Annotated in this window: 14 protein-coding genes and 1 pseudogene; 3 read left to right on the top strand and 12 right to left on the bottom strand. The window is 70.5% G+C overall.

Translation table 11 applies throughout. The features are described 5' to 3' along the window. The first annotated feature begins 467 nt into the window (after positions 1-467). Positions 468-1,229: a G1 family glutamic endopeptidase gene (locus tag BIV23_RS07960; protein WP_071380051.1), complete on the top strand. Its 762-nt coding sequence runs from the start codon at positions 468-470 to the stop codon at positions 1,227-1,229. A gap of 532 nt (positions 1,230-1,761) precedes the next feature. On the opposite strand, the gene BIV23_RS07955 is transcribed toward BIV23_RS07960, so the two are convergent. Further along, positions 1,762-3,198 (bottom strand): FAD-dependent monooxygenase, encoded by a 1,437-nt coding sequence (locus BIV23_RS07955; RefSeq protein WP_071380050.1) that lies wholly within the window; start codon positions 3,196-3,198, stop codon positions 1,762-1,764. Positions 3,199-3,313: 115 nt separating this feature from the next. Here BIV23_RS07955 and BIV23_RS07950 point away from each other — a divergent pair, with 115 nt between their 5' ends. Together BIV23_RS07950 and BIV23_RS51625 are read left to right on the top strand one after the other, a co-directional pair. Beyond that, positions 3,314-4,279, top strand: coding sequence for an Lrp/AsnC family transcriptional regulator (locus BIV23_RS07950; protein WP_071380049.1), 966 nt, complete (start codon positions 3,314-3,316; stop codon positions 4,277-4,279). A 243-nt stretch (positions 4,280-4,522) separates the two neighbouring features. Further along, positions 4,523-5,056: pseudogene (locus BIV23_RS51625) on the top strand (DUF6348 family protein); the annotation flags it as partial. Here the strand turns inward: BIV23_RS51625 and BIV23_RS53875 are convergent. The 11 genes from BIV23_RS53875 to BIV23_RS07895 all read right to left on the bottom strand — a co-directional run bounded on the left by BIV23_RS53875 (position 5,053) and on the right by BIV23_RS07895 (position 16,459). Then, a complete protein-coding gene (locus tag BIV23_RS53875; RefSeq protein ID WP_079173014.1) occupies positions 5,053-5,589 on the bottom strand; it encodes a DUF3995 domain-containing protein in 537 nt (178 codons plus the stop codon). The pseudogene BIV23_RS51625 and the gene BIV23_RS53875 sit on opposite strands and share 4 nt — an antisense overlap. 122 nt (positions 5,590-5,711) lie before the next feature. Further along, complete coding sequence (locus tag BIV23_RS07940; protein WP_071380047.1) at positions 5,712-5,945, bottom strand: hypothetical protein; 234 nt, start codon at positions 5,943-5,945, stop codon at positions 5,712-5,714. Next, positions 5,926-6,279 carry a DUF6400 family protein gene (locus BIV23_RS07935; RefSeq protein ID WP_071380046.1) on the bottom strand — a complete coding sequence of 118 codons (354 nt, stop codon included), beginning with the start codon at positions 6,277-6,279 and terminating at the stop codon, positions 5,926-5,928. Before BIV23_RS07935 ends, BIV23_RS07940 begins: the two co-directional genes overlap by 20 nt. 160 nt (positions 6,280-6,439) lie before the next feature. After that, entirely contained in the window at positions 6,440-7,099 is a 660-nt protein-coding gene (locus tag BIV23_RS07930; protein WP_071380045.1) for a DUF5825 family protein, read from the bottom strand. A gap of 44 nt (positions 7,100-7,143) precedes the next feature. Beyond that, positions 7,144-9,102, bottom strand: coding sequence for a RiPP maturation radical SAM C-methyltransferase (locus BIV23_RS07925; protein WP_071380044.1), 1,959 nt, complete (start codon positions 9,100-9,102; stop codon positions 7,144-7,146). Between the two features lie 97 nt (positions 9,103-9,199). Continuing rightward, entirely contained in the window at positions 9,200-9,322 is a 123-nt protein-coding gene (locus BIV23_RS53155; RefSeq protein WP_256257095.1) for a hypothetical protein, read from the bottom strand. 56 nt (positions 9,323-9,378) lie between these two features. Then, positions 9,379-11,220: a S9 family peptidase gene (locus BIV23_RS07920; protein ID WP_071380043.1), complete on the bottom strand. Its 1,842-nt coding sequence runs from the start codon at positions 11,218-11,220 to the stop codon at positions 9,379-9,381. Further along, complete coding sequence (locus BIV23_RS07915; RefSeq protein ID WP_071380042.1) at positions 11,217-12,656, bottom strand: MFS transporter; 1,440 nt, start codon at positions 12,654-12,656, stop codon at positions 11,217-11,219. The genes BIV23_RS07920 and BIV23_RS07915 overlap by 4 nt, the downstream gene beginning before the upstream one ends. Before the next feature lie 692 nt (positions 12,657-13,348). Continuing rightward, positions 13,349-13,777 (bottom strand): PPOX class F420-dependent oxidoreductase, encoded by a 429-nt coding sequence (locus BIV23_RS07910; RefSeq protein ID WP_071380041.1) that lies wholly within the window; start codon positions 13,775-13,777, stop codon positions 13,349-13,351. Between the two features lie 803 nt (positions 13,778-14,580). Next, entirely contained in the window at positions 14,581-15,069 is a 489-nt protein-coding gene (locus BIV23_RS07900; protein ID WP_071380039.1) for a flavodoxin family protein, read from the bottom strand. Between the two features lie 646 nt (positions 15,070-15,715). After that, positions 15,716-16,459 (bottom strand): class I SAM-dependent methyltransferase, encoded by a 744-nt coding sequence (locus BIV23_RS07895; protein ID WP_071380038.1) that lies wholly within the window; start codon positions 16,457-16,459, stop codon positions 15,716-15,718. Positions 16,460-17,160: the final 701 nt, after the last annotated feature.

Here is a 17,160-nt window from a genome sequence, read left to right as displayed (position 1 = left end):
CCCCGAAACATACGGCGGCGAGCCGTTCCAGGTGATGACTTCTCAGGTATGCCAGGCCAAGAGGGCGACGAACGCGGAGTGGGTCGTCGCGGCCCTCCCCAACCTCGACCCCGAGGGCATCGTCCACTGACGCCAGTTGAAGGGCAAACGCCCCGTCACGCCCAACTCATCCCCGATCACTGTGAGTTACAAGCTCCGGCATGCACGGATCCTCGCGGACTTCAGCCGATAGGTTGAGGGGCTGTACGGCGGGGTGTGAACCGGTTCCCGACCTCGTCGGCCTGGCCGGAATCGCCGTGAACACGCCTTTTGTAGGCGGTACTTGGCATGTCCTTTGCTGTGAAATCCCGGAAGCCGGGTGGCAACGGCGCATATTGACTGCACACTGACAACCACGGGGCGCACGTTTCCCCCCACTGGTGGCCGCCAGTTACGTCTGCACCGCGAATCCCGCGAGAAGGAGCAGCATGTCTGCCACGATCCGCCTTACCGCAGCCACAGCCGTAGCCGCCGCCGTCCTGTCCACGCTGGCGACCTCCCCCGCGGCCGCCATCGCCGCGCCGGCGCTGCGCATGACCCCGGTCAGCGGTCACATCAGCAGCCACCAACTGGTCGGTGGCATCAGGAACAGCACCAGCTCCAACTGGGCCGGCTACGCCGCGACCGGCACAACGTTCACCAGCGTCTCCGCGAACTGGGTACAGCCGGCGGTCAGCTGCACCAGATCGACCACCTACTCGTCGTTCTGGATCGGCATCGACGGCGACGGCAGCAACTCCGTGGAACAGACGGGCACCGAGGCGGACTGCTCCAGCGGCAGGGCGGTCTACTCGTCCTGGTACGAGATGTACCCGGCGTACCCTGTCAACTACAGCAACTCGGTCAGCGCCGGTGACCACTTCACCTCCACGATCACCCGCAGCGGAACCAAGTACACGCTCACCCTCACGGACACCACCAAGGGGTGGACGAAGACCACGACCAAGACGCAGAGCGGCCTGGCCAACGCGTCCGCCGAGGTCATAGCCGAGGCGCCGTCCAGCTCTACCGGCGTGCTCCCGCTGTCGAACTTCGGCACTGCGAGCTTCACCAACGCCACCGCCAACGGCCAGGCGATCGGCAACTACTCGCCTGACAAGATCAACATGGCGTCAGGCAGCACCACCAAGGCCACCACCTCCTCGCTGAGCGGCGGGGAGAACTTCTCCGTCACCTACGACCACAGCTGAGCCCGCGCTCGCTTCGGCGGGGCGGTTCTGCGCGCTACGGTGTCGCGGTGCCGCCCCGCTTTTCACTGGCTCGCCATCGGTCGCAGAACCTTCGCTCCCGCTGCGGCAGGCGGCAGGCGGCGATGGCAGGTGGCAGCGCCGACGGAGCGGTCAGCCGCGCAACACGGGTGCTGGCGGCCGCCCACCGCTGGGCAGCCGACGACACCGGCCGGATTTCTGTTTCTCGGCTCTGCGGCCACCGCCAGAAGGCTCAGCCAGGTCTATCGCCGCCTGCGCTGTCCCGCGTCGCCCTTGCCGCCCCACCATCGTGGTGATCACGCTCGGTCGCCGCCCGCCCCTGTCTACGTGGCGCTGGCCGCCCTGCCTCTCAACCTGACCGTCACCGCGGCGCTCACCCCCGTCATGAGCCGCTCGGAGTGCCGCCCGTCCATCGATCCCCGGCCGCAGCCGAAGCACGACAGTTGTCGCCATCGGCGCCGACCGATGACCACCGGCCTCCCCGCCCGCGACGGCCGGCGTCCTGAACGTCGGCTCAGCGGGGCTCGCCGAACCAGCGGGCGAGCGCCGGTTCCAGGTCGTCCGCGCCGGCCCAGCACACGTAGCCGTCCGGCCGGATGAGCATCGGCTCGGTGTCGGCGCCCTGGCCCACCCGGTCCACCCGGTCCGACCAGGGGCCGGCGATCCTGGTGAAAGTGTCGGCCGGGTCCAGCAGGATGCCGCGCCCGGACCGCAGCAGTTCGTGCACCCGGGCCAGGTCGAGGTCCAGGTCCGGTGCGGGCCGGCCGACGAGCGGATGGATTTCGGTGCCAGGCATCGGATAGCGGACGGCCATCCCGGACATCAGGTCGGCGAGATAGCACTGTGCCTCAGGCAGTTGGGCCATGGCCGTGAAGATCTCCCGGGCGGCCAGGACGTCCGGATCGCGGGTGCCGGCCCAGTCCATCAGCAGGCTCTGCGCCCGGACGTTGCGCAAGACGGCGGCTCCGGCCGGATGCCGTTCCGTGTGATACGTGTCGAGCAGATCCTTCGGTGCCCAGCCGTGCACGGCGGCGCCGAGCTTCCAACCGAGGTTGAGCGCGTCCTGCATCCCTGTGTTCATGCCCTGTGCGCCGAGCGGAAGGTGGACATGGGCGGCATCGCCCGCAAGGAACACCCGCCCGTGGCGATACCGCTCGACCTGCCGTGACGCGTTGGTGATACGGCGGGCGTAGCGCAGTTCGAGGAGGTGCACCCGCGTCCCGAACACGGCGCTCAGGCCACGCCGGACCTCGTCCTCGGTGACCGGGATCTCCCTGGACAGTGACCGGTCCGGCCCGCCGAGGACCAGTCGGCGCAACTGCCTGCCGTGCGGATCGGTGCCGAGCGGGAACAGTGCCGCCCAGTGCCCGTCCTCGTTCCAGGTGTGTGACGTGGCCGGATCGGCGCCGCCCAGCCGCACGTCGGCGGCGGCGATCGTCAACGTACCCGGCTGACCGGGGAACTCGGCTCGCAGCAGGGACCGTACGGTGCTGTGGGCCCCGTCGGCGGCGACGAGGTAACGGGAGCGGAGGGCGGTGCCGTTGGCGAACGTCGCGGTGACGCCGTCGTCGTCCTGGGCGAGACCGACCAGTTCGTGGTCCCTGCGGGCATGGAGACCGTGCGCCGCGAGATGCTGCTCGAGGAATCCTTCGATCACCACCTGTGGCACGGACCGCCACTGCAGCCGGTGCCGGTTGGAGTGGTGCGGGAGCGGGATGCCGGCGAAGTGGCCCGTGGTGACGGGGTGATCTCCGGTGGCCAGCAAGGGCTCCAGCAGCCCTCGTTGGTCGAGCGCCTCCAGCGTGCGGGACTGCACGCCGCCTGCCTTGGACAGGTCGCTGCGCTGTGACAGCCTGTCGACCAGCACGGTCGACGCTCCCGCTATCAGCAGCTCGTTGGCCAGCGTCATTCCAGTCGGGCCGGCGCCGACGACGATCACATCGGTGTCCATGGACTCTCCTCTGTCTGTGTCGATCAGGACAGAGGAAACGCTCCGCCGGCCCAGGCGCCCGAGCCAGACTTCGGCTCGATTGCGCCGATATCTGACACCGTCTAACCTCAGCCCGGTGGAATCCGACTACGACGAGCTGGACCGACGGCTCGTGCACGCCCTGCAGATCAACGGCCGTGCCCCGTTCAGCGCCATCGCCGAGGTTCTCGGCGTGTCGGATCGCACCGTCGCCCGCCGCTACGCCCGGTTGCGGTCGGCCGGAGCGGTACGGGTGCTCTGCGGGGTCGACCCCACCGCGCTGGGCGCCATCTTGTGGTTCCTGCGGGTGCGATGCGCGCCCGCCGCGTCGCTCCCGGTCGCCGAGGCGCTGGCCCGGCGCCCCGACACGTCCTGGGTGAGCCTCAGCTCCGGCGGCACCGAGATCACCTGCGTGGTCCGAACCGAGAACGAGGCGGACAGCGAAACCCTGCTGCTGGCCAAACTCCCCCGCACCCCACGCGTGGAGGGCGTGACCGCGCACTCCCTGCTGCACGCCTTCTACGGCGGCCCCGACAACCTGGTCGGAAAACTCGGGTCGTTGGACGCGGAGGCGATCGAGCGACTGCGCCCGCCTCCGGTGCCGCACCGACCGGGACCGCTGCGGCTCGACGACGGTGACCGCAAGCTCCTCGCCCTGCTCTCCACCGACGGCCGGGCCGGGTTCGAGCAGTTGGCCGCGGCGACCGGCTGGTCGCCGACGACGGTCCGGCGCCGGATGACGGAGCTGCGCGAACACGGCCTGCTCTACCTCGACATCGACGTCGACTGGCGCATGTTCGGCGTGAACAGCCGCACCCTGCTCTGGCTCTCGGTCGCCCCCACGCACCTGAAGGAGGCGGGTCAGGCGCTGGCCGGGCATCCGGAGATCGCGTTCGCCGCCGCCACGACCGGCCCGACCAACCTGTACGCGAGCGCGGTGTGCAGGAACCAACAGGAGCTGTACCGGTACCTGACCACCCGCGTCGCCACGCTCCCAGGCGTCACACACATCGAAACGGCACCAGTGATCAAGACCGTCAAGCAGGCGGCGAACCAGACATAGGAACCGACCAGCACCCCTGCCGGCCGATCGCGCACAGCACACTGCCTGCGACCACGTCGATGCGCTGCCTGTCACCAGCGGCGCGCGAAACACGACGACCTCGGCGGACCGCCGCGCCCGCGTCAGCGGCAGGGTCTGGCACAAAGAAAATTGCCGCTGGTCGACGAGGCCGGCTCACCAGGATCCACCGCATGTCCTGGATACGACGCCGTACGCGCAGGGCCGAGCAGCCCGCACGGCTGGGTGGTAGCGGTGGCCCCGCCGCAGCACGGGGGTGGCCGGCACTACGATCTGGTCGCACTGCCGGACGTGAACATCCAGCCGGACGTGCCCTGCTTCATGGACTGTGTGGTGGCGATGTCCGCCGATCCCCGCGAGGCGGCCGACGCATGGGTACAGACGGCCGGCGCGTGCCTGCTCGAACTCCTCGACCAGCGCCGGCGCTTCGCGGACCAGGTGCATCCCGCACACGAACGCGGCGTGCCCGGCTGGCACTCGATCAGCTCCGGCGCTGTGGCCTTCGGCGTCGACATCACCGAGAACCGGCGGATGCAGCATGCTCTGCTGGACGCGAACGTACCGCACCGCATCGCGGACACTTTCACCGCGGACCTGGAATCCCCGTTCTTCAACGGCGTCACGGTCTTCTACGGCGGGCGTCCCGGCGCGATGGAGACGGAGATCCGGGTCAACGGCGAGCGCCACGACGCCGCCTCGGCCGCCATGGCTGCGCTGAACCTGCCCGAGCCGACCACGTTCACCGCGGTGCGTTACTACACGCTGCTGCTCCCGCTGCCGTCTGACGGCGCCGCGCCGACCGCTCCCTCGGCCGCTCTTCCGAACTCCCAAGCGGACAGGCCGAAGACGAGACCGCCGACCAGGAACCAGGGATTCCAGAGCACCAGGGTCCACAGCCGCTGATCCGGGCTCACGTCCACCGCCCGGCCCGCTGCGTCGGTCAGCAACAGCATCTCAACCGCGACGCCGCGCACCAGCAGTACAGCGCAGACAGACCAGCCCAGAGCCTTGACCACCCGTCCGGCCCGGCCACGGGGCCACGGCCGGGTGAGAAGCCATCCCAGCGCACCACCGACGAGGCACAGCACCCCCACACCCCACAGGCCCGCTGCCACGAACCACGCCGGGCGTTCCTCGGCCAGGGGCCCCGCCGAGACGCTCAGACCCCAGTTGCCGCCCAGCGCCCAGTAGAAATGAAGCGCGGCGAAAGCGACCGCCCAGGCACACGCGACACGCCCCCACACCCTCGCCGTTGTCCTGCCCTGCCGATCTTCACGCACAGCGAGGAGCATGCCACTGCCGTGGCACGCCAGCCACGATGCGGTCCGTGCCGCCGGCCAGGTCGATACGCGTGTGCGGCGGGGCGACGTCGTCCTGGCCGTAGCAGGCGGTCGAACACATCGGACGTGACCGTCTAGAGCGGGGAGCGGGTCACGCCGAAGCCGCTGTCGTGTACCCAGACGTGAGTGCAGGCCGGGCACTGCAGGCAGAGCAGGCTGCCGGTGCTCGACAGCAGGTAGCGCCAGTGTTCGGCGCAGCTGCGGCCCGCCGCGCAGGGCTCGCAACCGCGCTCGTCGGCGCAGCTCGGGCAGGCCGCCCACGCGCGGCGGCCGGGATCCGCCTGTGGATCAAGCGGCAGCACGGTCATCGCCGTCGCTACCCCCACGCCCGTCGCTACCCCCACGCCCGTCGCTGCCCGCGCGCCGCGGCAGCACCCCCGCCGTGACGAGGCCGTCGTACAGGCGCTGCTGCTCTGCGTCCAGACCGGAGTACAGCAGGTCGTAGGCCTGCTCCTCACCGCGCAGCGCCTCGATGGGGTCCCAGTCCGGGCCGAGGGCGGCGAGGACCTGGGCGCGCCGCTGGATCTCGTGCGCGGTGAAGTCGAGGTCGAAGCCGACGAGCGCGGGCGGCGTGGTGCCGTCGGGCGTGCGAGCGGGCTCGTTCCGGTGCGGCGTCTCGGGGGTCGGGTCGCGGGGGGTCATTCGTGGAAAATTAAATAAATACCCTCTTTGCGGTCAAGGGCAGAGTGCGCGGAGTCACAGGAGCGCTGCATCACAGGCCGTCCCTCGGCGGGGGTTCGAGCCGCTGCCGAAGAGGTCGGTCGTCGAGCGGACCCCGGGCTGGTTGACGCGGCACCGGCGCTCACACGGCCATGGCCTCTTGCAGCCAACGCGAGACGCGGTAGGGCAGCCACCAGGCGAGGTCGTCGGTCTGCAGGACGAGGTGTTCGGCAGTGAGCTCCTCGAGGATGTCATGGGGGATGTCTGCGCAGTGGGCGCCCCGGTCGAGCCGCGCGATCACCTCGGGGTAGCGGGGGTCGTCCGCCGTGAACCGACGCAGGTCGCCCCAGCGCCGGTCGCGGATCTGCAGGAAACCCGGCCCCTGGCGCCAGAGCAGTTTGCACAGGTAGTGGCGCGTGCGCCAGGCGTGCAGGGCGGTCTCGGCGTCGGCGAGGCCGGCGACGGTCCGGGGCGGGTGCAGATGGGACAGCACCTTCCACAGATGGTCGGCCCGGTCCGGCGGGAGGCGCAGGTCCCAGTCGACCTGGACGGCTCGGGCCGTGAGGTCGCGGATCAGGCAGAGCCGGTCGATCGCCGATCGGGCGGCCGACGGCCCCGGCGGGGCGAGGTCGACCGGAGCGTCGATCTCGGCCCGCCGTACACCCAGGTCCCACAGCCGTGGGGCGTCGCGCGCATCGGAGGTGAGCGGTATGTGTCCCAGGGACATGCCGGGCAGTGTCCGGGTGTCTTCGTCATGGTCGCGCCAGCCCTGGACGGTCGCGCGAGACGTGCTGAATGGCATGGTCGGTTCCTTGTCAGTGGCCGGAGCGGGTCCGTGGACCGAGGTCAGGGCAGCGCGGGTGCCGGTACGGCCCGGTCCTGTGCGGCGTGTTCCTCCGCGGGGTCGGGCGAGGGCCGTGCGTGCGCGTGACGCATGTAGTCCAGGCGCAGCAGCTCCTGGTTGACCGCGGCCGGCGCGATGTGGACGTACTGACCGGCGTCGGTGAAGGTCACGCCGAGCGTCGTCCATTCGTCCAGCAGGTCCTGCACGTCCTGCAGGGTGTGCTGGGCCGACGCCGGGTCCGCGGTCGCCTTGCGGTGCAGGGCCGTGGGGGTGTGCGGCTGGTCCAGCAGACGGAACACGGCGACGGCGAAGGGGTCGGTCAGGCACAGGGCGTGCCAGGCGAACGAGCGACGCCGGCTGACCAGCATGATGCGGTCTCCGAGGTCGGTGTGGGTGAGCCTGGCGTCGGTGTGGTGCTTCTTCCATGCGGCGATGCCCTCGTTCAGCTGGGTCACCGTGGGCTCGCCGATGCCGCGTTCGGGTGCTTGGAAGACGTAGGCCAGGTCGTGGAGTTCCTCTTCCGGCAGGTCGTAGGTGAACAGGTAGTGCTCTTCGGGGCGTAGTCCGCTGAAGCCCAGTTCCCGCCGGTCGAAGTACGGGCTGAAGCGTTCGATGGCGATCCGGGCGGACAGGTCGACCGGCGGGTTGAGGTGCTCCAGCGCGGGCAGTTGGCGGATCACCGGGGCGTAGTCGTCGGCGGTCTCGCCGGGGAAGCCGTGCAGGTAGTTCCAGGAGACGGACAGTCCTGTCTCGGCCGCGTCCCGGAGCATCCGCACGTTCTGGCACCCGCTGACGCCCTTGTCCATGAGGTCGAGCACTCGGCTGTTGAGGCTCTCGATACCGGGCTGGACGTAGATCAGACCGGCGTCGGCGAGGGTCTGCAGCTGTGGGCGGCGCATGTTCGCCTTGATCTCGATGTGCATGCGCAGGTCGTATCCGCTGTCGATGATCCGCGGCAGCACGGTGGACAGGTAGCGCATGTCGAGGATGTTGTCGACCACGTACATGTCCAGGACGCGGTGACGCTCCGCCAGGTCCATGATTTCCTGGTAGAAGATGTCGGGGGTTTTGCTGCGGAATTCCATGAACGAGCCGTTCAGCCCGCAGAACGTGCAGTGGTGCTTCTCCCCCCACCAGCACCCGCGGGCGCCCTCGACGACCAGTTTCGGCTCGACCCAGTTGCGCGCCACGGAACCCGCGAGGCGTTCGAAGTACCCGCTGTAGTCGGGAGGGAGGATCGCCGCCGGCGGCAAGGGGCCCGTCGGCATCGGGTTCGCGACCGAGTCGGTCCCGTGGGTGCGGTGGCACAGCCCCGCGATGTCGGTGAGGGCAGCGGTCGGCGCCCCGTCCCGCAGCGCTTCGAGCAGACGCGGAAAGGCGTCCTCGCCCTCACCGCGGATCACGAAGTCGACGAAGGGAAAGTTGCGGTGGACGGCTGCGCCCTGCTCGGCATCGCAGTTCGCGCCGCCCATGACCGTCACGATGTGCGGGGCGAGCCGTTTGATGTGGCGGGCGGCGGCCAGAGCGGCGGTGTTCTGTTGGAAGGTGGACGTCAGCCCCACGACGTCGGGCGCCAGGTCCACGACCCGCCTCGCGACTTCTTCCACGAACTGCGGGACGGCCGCGTGCAGGTCACGGGTCACCCGCATCCGCTTGGTACGCAGCCTGCCGGACATCGCCCGGGTGAACTCGGCCTCCTTCCAGGCCGGATCGTCGTACAGCGCGCTGGAGAACACCCAGTCGCCGCAGCCGAGGAAATAGGACGAGAGCGCGTAGTACTCGTAGTCCTCGGCGGAGAACTCGGTGCGCCGGGTGATCCAGTCGGTGAAGTCCAGGTTGGCGTGCAGTACGTCGCACGTCGCCCCCGCGACGCGCTCGTCGACGCTGCGTTTGAGGATGCCCAGGGCGAGGGAGGGCAGGTCGATCGGCGACCAGGGCATGTTGAGCAGGAGAACGCGCACGGTCGGCTCCTTGTGGCGCGGCGGGGCAGGGTCGTGGCAGGACGGGGGGACGGGGCCCGGCCGGCCCGCCCGATCGGCGGGCCGGCCGGGCCGTGGGTCACTCCTCGTCGCCGCCCTCGTCGGCGTTGCGGAACGGCACGGTGATGGTGATGCCGATACCCGGCTTGCGGTTCTCCTCGTCGCCCGCGAGCGGGTCGTTGTGGATGATGTCCTTCTGCACGGTGCTCCTCCTTCTGCGAGTGGGATGGTGCTGTGCCGCCCGGTCCCGCTGTTGCCTCAGCGGGACCGGGGTCCTCCCGTCGACGCGGGAGGACGTGTGAGGGTGCCGGGTGCCGCGGTGGGCAGCCGGTCGTGCAGGAAGCGCAGGGACCGACGCAGGACGGCGACGTGCGCCGCGCCGTCGTAACCGTCGTGTCCCGTCTCGAGCCACATGGCCTCGTGCGGTACGTCCGCCGCGGCCAGCGCGGCGAGGTAGCTGCGGATCTGCCCGGGCGGGCACTTGACGTCGCGGGTCGCTCCGACGACGAGGAGCGGTGCCGTGACCTCGGCCGCGTAGGTGAGGGGAGAACTGCTGGCGTAACGTTCCGGCAGCTCGTCCGGGGTACCGCCGAACAGCCGGACGTCCACGGCGCGCAACGCCGGCGTGCTGGTGCGGTGGGCGGCTGCCCAGTCGGCGACCGGCTTGACGGCGATACCGGCCTGCCACAGCCGGGGGCGGGTGCCCAGAGCCAGCAGGACCAGGTAGGCGCCCCAGGACACACCCCAAAGGGCGCTCGCGGAACGGGCGACGAGGCCCTGGGCGACGAGGTCGGCGCGGACCGCCGCCAGGTCCTCGACCTGAGTGTGGCCGACTCCGGCGGGAAACTCCCGCTGCCAGCGCGGCCCGTAACCGGTGGAGCCCCGGTAGTTGACGCGGGCGACGGCGTAGCCGGAGGCCACCAGGGAGTGCACCGTGGCGTCGTAGGCGTCCCGGTCGTGATCGGCAGGTCCGCCGTGGATCAGGAAGACGGCCGGTGGCGGCTGGGACCCCGGCCGCTCCGGCAGGCTCAGCAGGGTGTGCACCCGTCCCGAGGACGAGGGCGTCCACAGGTCGGTGTGCCGTCCGGGCACCACGGCCGTGGAACCGCACGGAGGCAGCTCCATGCCGTCCGTTGCACGCAGAACAGGGGCATGGGCGGTGTCGGTCCACAGGTAGTCGACGGCTCCCGCGGCCCGGGGCGCGGCATCCAGCACGCTCCCCGCGGGGGTGGGCACGAGAACCCGCTTCCGCGAGTCCAGGTCCACCTGATGCAGCAGGGAGCGGCCATGCCGGGCCTGACGCACCAGCAACGCGCGCCTGTCCGGGTACCAGCGGGCGCTGATCTCCGTGTCGAAGGGGCACCAGCGATGGGTGCACAGGCCCTCCTCCGGCGTCCACGTCTGGAGGACATAGCCGTCCGTGAGGTCGCGCACCAGGAGCAACTCGTGCCGCCCGGGCCGGGGCGAGAATCCCTGACACCAGAGCCTGGTGCCGGCCGGCGTCGGGCCCGCCAGGCCCTCGGCCGCGCTCCCGTCGCCGCCGGATACGCCGGGTCCGGGCAGGGCGAGAACCGTTCGGCCCTCACGTGACACGACCCGCACGGCTGCAGGGTCGTCGGCGGCGGCCGCCAACGCGATCAGCGTGCCGTCCGGCGTGATGCCACCCAGCCGGAGCGATCCCGGTGCGCACCACAGCTGTCGCTGCGCCTGACCGCGCCGGCCCACCACGACCGTGGTCCCCTCGGCGTGGGCGATGGCTGCGGCGACCGTGCCGTCCGCGGTCACCGCCAGCCCGTGCGGCCGCCCGGCCGGCGCTCCGGGCAGACCCGGCGACCGGGGACCGCCGTCGAAGTGCTGAAACCACCAGTGGCCGCTGTCGGTCGCGTCCTCCTCGAACCACCACACGTATCCCTCGGCGTCGATCGCCCGGTGGGCCGTGCCGTCGGCGCTGTCGGTCACCTGCCGGACACACCGGACCGCGGCGTCCCATGTGAAGACCTCACAGCGGCCGCCGGAGTCCGCCGTGAACACCATGCGGCGCGGGTCGGCCGGGCACACGTCGGGCAGTGTCGCCACGAACACGCGATAGGGGTTGGTCATCGTGCCCTGCCCGTACGGCCACCGGTGGGGCCCGCGTCCAGGTCCTCGCGGGCGGGTGTGAGAGGCCGCAGCACCGTGTTCGCCGTGCGCTGCGTCCGGACGGCCAGCAGAGCCAGGATGACGGTGCAGGCCGCCGCAGGAGCGCCCGGACCGCCCCAGGTCATCAACAGGGCCGCTCCTGCCGGCGCGCCGGCGGCGGTCAAGGCGCTCGCCGACCCCAGTACGGCACCGGACCGGGACTGCAGCTCCACGGGTACCGCGCGCACCGCGGCCGCGCCCAGGACGGCGGTGACCACCGGCAGCACCAGGCACAGTCCGCAGAAGCACAGAGTCCACGACCACGGTTCACGGGCCACGGACAGCGCGGCACACGGCGGAAGGAGCAGCCAGGTCGCCATGGTCAGCGACCGGTGGGCACCGAGTCTGCGCACCGCACGGGCCGCCACCAGCGAACCGGCCAGGCCCGCCGCGCCGGAGGCCGCGAGCACCCCTCCGGTGACGACGCTGCCCGCCTCGGTGCCCAGAACGAACAGAGCGTTGTAGAACAACAGGGTCACGGCTCCGCTCGCCGCGCAGGACCACAGCAGGACCAACCGCAGCACGGGGGAGCCGACCACCGCGGCGACGCCGGCCCGCAGCGCGCCGGAACGGACCGTACTGACGGGCGGGCCCGAGGAGGCACGGGGCGGGTCCGAGACCGTTGCCGACGTCGCCGGCGGAGCGTCCGCGGGACTCCCCGGGACGTCCGCTCCCCGGGAAGGTTCGGCAGGTGTACCGTCGAGGGGGGTCCGTATGGCCCTCACCCCGGATGCCGCCGCCGCGTAGGAGACGGCGTCCGCGACGAACGGCAGGAGATGACTCACGCCGAACAGGACCCCGCCGAGCGCCGGCCCCAGCACCAGCGCGGCCTGATCGCCCGCCTGGACTCCGGCCACGGCCCGGGGCAGATCCGCGGCACCGGCCAGCCGGGACAGGGCACCACGTGCTGCGGCCTCGTACGCCGTCGCGCACAGACGCTCGGTGAGCGCGAGGCCCAGCAGGACCCACAGGGGAGGGCGCCCGAGGCAGCAGGCGGCGGCCATCCCGGCCATCGCCAGGGACGCCGACACCGATGTGCCAATCATGAGAGTACGGCGGCGGCCTCGGTCGGCCGGCAGGGCCACGAGCGGGCTCAGGACCACCCCGGCGAGGGCGGCGGCGCTGGCGAACGCGCCTGCGGCACCCCGCCCGTGACCCAGATCGAGGAGCAGCAGGGGGAACACGAGGCCGGAGGCCTGACTGCCGAGTCCGTCGACGAAGTTGATCCCCCAGAGAACGGTCAGATCACGTCCGCCCGCCGTACGGATCCCGGTGTCCGCCGGGGACGGCGCGGCACCAGGCGCGTTCGACGCCCTGCCGGAGCGCCGCAGTAATCGAGACCTGCCGATGTCCTCCACCCCTCCCCCGGCGTCCGGCGAACCCTTGCGAGGTCCCCGGCGTGGTACGCCGCCACGACTGATGAACCGGTGATTCCGGTCATCGTGTGCAGAAAATGTGCGGGTCGTGCGAAAGTGAGCCGGAGCCTAGCCATCGCACGGCGGCCGGAACAAGGGCCCCAGCCCTTCCCGTCACCCGTGGTCCGAGCCCTGAATGGCCGACACAGGTCTGGCCCGGTGGGAGTCGGCGGCTCTATGCGACGCCTGCCGGCCGCGGCCGCCCGCGCGATGCCGTCGACGCCGTTCGCAGCCGCGTACGAGCCCGCCGGAGAAAGCCCTTCGACCTGCTGTCGCCAGCCGCTCGAAGCGGCGCGAGGCATCAGCGCCACCGGCACGGGCGGACGGCAACGTGCCGTCGGACCCCGGCCTTCCGGGCGTTGCACCGCGAAACCGTGGCGCCTTCGGCACGCGGTGCGCACCGTCACATCCACTCGGTCGTGTTCCGGCGAACGGTGAGGTGAGACCTGGCCACCGGCCGCCGGGGCAGACGTGTCAATTGGCTGATAACGCTCCCCGTCCGACTGTCAAAGAGCAGTCAGGTCCGGTCAGCCGCGACGGATCCGATCCGTGGACTCCGGTCCGGTCCGTACGCGGTTGCGTCGACGCGGTACCCGACGAGCCGACCTCCTCAGGGGCGCCTGCCCCACGGCCGGTCAGTCCGCGACCCCGGCCAGGGCAACGGCCTTGTCGACTCGGAGCCGTACCAGCAGTTCCCCGGGAACACCGTTGCGGGCGCCGTACTCCTCAGCACGCTCTTCCCCCACGTACCGGGCGGCGATACGCGTCGCCCAGCGGCGGATCTCCGGGAGATCGTCATCGAGTTCCGCTCTGCCCTGGAGGACGACGAAACTGAACGGCGGCCGTTCGTCGTCCACGCACAGCGCAACCCGCCCGTCGCGGGCGAGATTGCGGCCCTTGACGGTGTCACGACCCGTGTTGAAGACGATCTCGTCGCCGTCCAGGAGGAACCAGACCGGAGCGATATGAGGGGAACCATCAGCCCGTACAGTCGAGAGCTTCGCCGTACGGGTGCCCTCGGAGATGAACGACTTCCATTCGTCCTTCGTCATCGTCTGTGCCATGGAACCCCATCTTGTTCTCTCTTCTGCGACATCTGCGGCATTCAAGGTCGGACACGCTCTGGACCGATCCGAAACATGGGAGAGGGTGCCGCTGAACGCGGCTCCGTGCCCCAGCCCGCCGAGGCCGAGCAGGGTCGTCAGGAGCACGCCGCTGGGCGTGCCGGCCTCCCCTCACGCCGATGCCGGCGAAGGCGAGCGCGAGCAGCACGGTGCCCAGGGGGCCGCCCGGCGTTCGACAGCGGCGGGCACGCGGCCGAGCAGCGGGCCGGAGACGCCGAAGGCAGCCACCCAGGGCACAGCACGAGGCCCGAATAGGTGGCGCTCTTGTGGAGTCCCGCTTGCAGGTACTGCGCCAGCACGAAGAGCAGGCCGAAGTACGTGGCCCGGGTGGCGGCCTGAGAGATCAGGGCGTGGACGACCGGCTTGTGCGAGGAGAGACAGAGTGATCAGCGGATGCCCTCCTCGTCGGCCCACGCGACGCTCAACCCCGACGAACCACGGCAACGCGGGCAGGCTCGCGCTACCCGACAGCACCGCCGTGTACAGGCCCCAGAGCCCGGCTTCGGGCAACGCCCTGGAAGTTGAGCCGGATACCGGTCAGCACCTGCGAAGTGAGCAGCGCGGCACCGATACCCTGGACGGCCCGGGCCACCACCAGGAGCCGGATGGAGATCCCACTCGACGCGCTGGCCCCCAACGACAACGGAACCGACTCTCAGCATGCGCCGATTCTGGCGGACAGCAGCGAGGCGAGACCATCGACCGCGTGCCCAACAACGAGGCGAATGTGGCTTGATGCGGCACTAGCGGTTCGCCGCCCGTCGCCCTTCCTGCGCGTGTGTCCGCCGCAGGTCCTCGGCGAAAGCGCGCGCCGCCGCGAGGTCCGCCCCGTTCGGCCGCCCCTTGCGGATCCCCCCGACCAGCCGGAACGGTGCCCAGGTGTCGAGGCCGCGGCACGAGAACGTGCCCGTCACCTCGAAGCCCTTGGCTCGGAGCGTGCCCGCCAGGGAGCGCGTGACAGGACGGAATCGCGGCTCGGGCAGGCCGCTGGTCGCAAACACGAACGCCCGCCCCCGCTGCCGCGGCAGGGCGGCGACGAAGCGGAGCAGGTCCGGGTGGAACCGCTGGGTGAAGATCCCGGAGCCGAAGCCGACGAGGTCACAGGCCGACAGCTCTGCCGGGTCCACCTCCTGCGGCCGGACCACCCTCGCTCCCAGTACATCGGCCATGACGTCGGCGACCCTGCGGGTGTTGCCGTGCGACACCGACGTACAAATGATCAGTGACCTCATGCTGCTGCTCCTCCCGTGTACCCACGGTTCACGTATCCGGTTGTCACGCCTTTCATGGGAGACCGGGCAGGGGGCCGTAGGTGTGACATAGGAGAGGAACGAATGCGACGTGACCGCCACCGTGTGACCGTCACTCGCCGACTGTCACACGTCGGAGAATTGTCAGCGGTCCGGAGCGGCCTCACGCGATCGACGTCAACTCGGCGCTGACCTGCGGTTTCACAGCCATCGTTGGCCGTCTGCGGGTGCCGCACAGCCTTCTTCACCGCCTGCACAACTCCAGACCGGGGCACCCGCCCGTCATCGTGGGCTGCGCATGCGGTTTCTCTTGCATGGGAGTCCTCGGCTGTCGTGCCTCTGGAATGTCGTCACAACGTGCGCCCGGTCGGTTCGCTGCCGCGGAACGACGATCGCGGTCTTGGCAGCGGTCCGACGCGCGTACCCATCCACCTGCTGCTCCGGCTGGCGCCGACGCCCCGTCCGGCTGTCGGGGTCTACGCAGTCACCACCGGACACGGTGAACAGGGTGCTGCAGCGTGCCCCGCGGGCCGGGCCGAACCTTCTCCGCCCCGGCCCGCTCCACACCGGCCTTCCCCGCGCCGGTGCGCGCGCCCAGGCACATCAGGGCGCGGCACCGGGCTCGCCGTCAGGCGCGGCTGCGCAGCATCTCCAGCGGTGGGTTCGCGAGGAGGTCCGCCCAGAAGTCCGCGCCGAACTCACGGATTCCGGCGTCGGACACCTGGAGCGGGACCCACTCCACGTCGCTGAACCCAGCCGCCCGCAGGCACTCCTCGTAGACCTCGCGGCGCGGGGCAGAGGCGACGATGGTGATCGGCTCCGGGTCGAGGAGAGCCGTGACCCGTACCTGCGGGCCCGTCTCGGTCTCCTCGCCCGTCGGTTCGCAGCGGAACCCGTACCTGTCCAGAGAGGGGCAGTCGAACCGGTAGTCGGGCTTCTGGGCGAGCACGAAGAACTCTCCGCCCGGCACCAGGTTCCGGTGGATGTTGCGGCACATCCGATCCATCGCGGCGATGTCCTCCGCGTAGTTGAGGCACTGTACGCCCGTCGCGATGTCGAAGCGCCGGTCGAGAGGCCGTAGTTCGGCCACATCACCGACCTCGTACCGCACGCCCAGCAGATCACGCTGCTCGATCTCCCGCGCGGCGTCGATCATCCCGACGGAGATGTCGACCCCGAGGACGTCCGTGGCGCCGCGCCGCTTGAACTCCCTGCTGTAGAAACCCGTGCCGCACGCCAGGTCGAGAACCGACTTGCCGCTCACGTCGCCAACCATGCCCAGGAAGCTCGGCACCTCCCCGTAACGTATCAACGGCAGGGACTTGAATCCCTCGAACGCTTCGCCGATCTTGTCGTACTGCTGCACGCTCACGTGGCGCCCCCTGTTGTGTCTCGTCTGTTCGTGGCCGCGCCGGCCCAGCGGATTCAGCGGTTCGCCGGGGCGCGGTCGTGGCAGAGAGTCTCCTCCCGCGCCCTCGGGACGCCGTATTGGCGGATGACACGAGAAGTCGGCCGGGTGATCCTCGTATCGACCAACGACGCGTCGCACCACGCCGTCGGGAAACGGTCCTCCCGGCCCGCCGCCGGGCCAATCCGCGTGGCGTACGCCTGGGATACGGTGGCTGTGGAGTCCGTGCACAGGGCTCGAATCTGGTATGTGGGTACCGACAAGGGGACCAAACCAGTGTGTCTACCCTTGGCCGCGGCCATCACAAGCTGAAACACCTCCGACCTGGCGGCCAATCCTCGTCGCGCCCCGCAGGCGAGGTCACATGCGCTGGGGTGAGCGAGGCGCTCGGCCGGGTGGTGGAGGCCGTGTCCGGAAAGGGTGGGTGAGGAGGCGGAAGCCTCCCGTTACTCCATCACCATGCTGCCCGGGATGGCGCCCCCTCAGAGACCAGGGCATCAGCCGTGGCGATGACAGCGCGCGACGTCAGCGAGCGTATCCACGCGCCGAAGCCGCTCTCCATCCAGTGCGGCCGGTATCCCCCGGCACCCACCCTGGTCCCGTCATCGCCGTACAGGCTGACCCGGGGCAGCCGTCGTTCCCCCGTTATGTTTTCCGCGGTCCTG

It is taken from the genome of Streptomyces monashensis (assembly GCF_001866665.1).
In the GTDB taxonomy this organism is placed as follows: Bacteria; Actinomycetota; Actinomycetes; order Streptomycetales; family Streptomycetaceae; genus Streptomyces; species Streptomyces monashensis.
This window is presented reverse-complemented; position numbering and strand designations above follow the sequence as displayed.

Excerpts from the sequence above, each read along its gene's own strand:
- BIV23_RS07960 (WP_071380051.1), top strand. The coding sequence starts at position 468 with ATGTCTGCCACGATCCGCCTTACCGCAGCCACAGCCGTAGCCGCCGCC.
- BIV23_RS07955 (WP_071380050.1), bottom strand. The coding sequence starts at position 3,198 with ATGGACACCGATGTGATCGTCGTCGGCGCCGGCCCGACTGGAATGACG.
- BIV23_RS53875 (WP_079173014.1), bottom strand. The coding sequence starts at position 5,589 with ATGCTCCTCGCTGTGCGTGAAGATCGGCAGGGCAGGACAACGGCGAGG.
- BIV23_RS07940 (WP_071380047.1), bottom strand. The coding sequence starts at position 5,945 with ATGACCGTGCTGCCGCTTGATCCACAGGCGGATCCCGGCCGCCGCGCG.
- BIV23_RS07935 (WP_071380046.1), bottom strand. The coding sequence starts at position 6,279 with ATGACCCCCCGCGACCCGACCCCCGAGACGCCGCACCGGAACGAGCCC.
- BIV23_RS07930 (WP_071380045.1), bottom strand. The coding sequence starts at position 7,099 with ATGCCATTCAGCACGTCTCGCGCGACCGTCCAGGGCTGGCGCGACCAT.
- BIV23_RS07920 (WP_071380043.1), bottom strand. The coding sequence starts at position 11,220 with ATGACCAACCCCTATCGCGTGTTCGTGGCGACACTGCCCGACGTGTGC.
- BIV23_RS07910 (WP_071380041.1), bottom strand. The coding sequence starts at position 13,777 with ATGGCACAGACGATGACGAAGGACGAATGGAAGTCGTTCATCTCCGAG.
- BIV23_RS07900 (WP_071380039.1), bottom strand. The coding sequence starts at position 15,069 with ATGAGGTCACTGATCATTTGTACGTCGGTGTCGCACGGCAACACCCGC.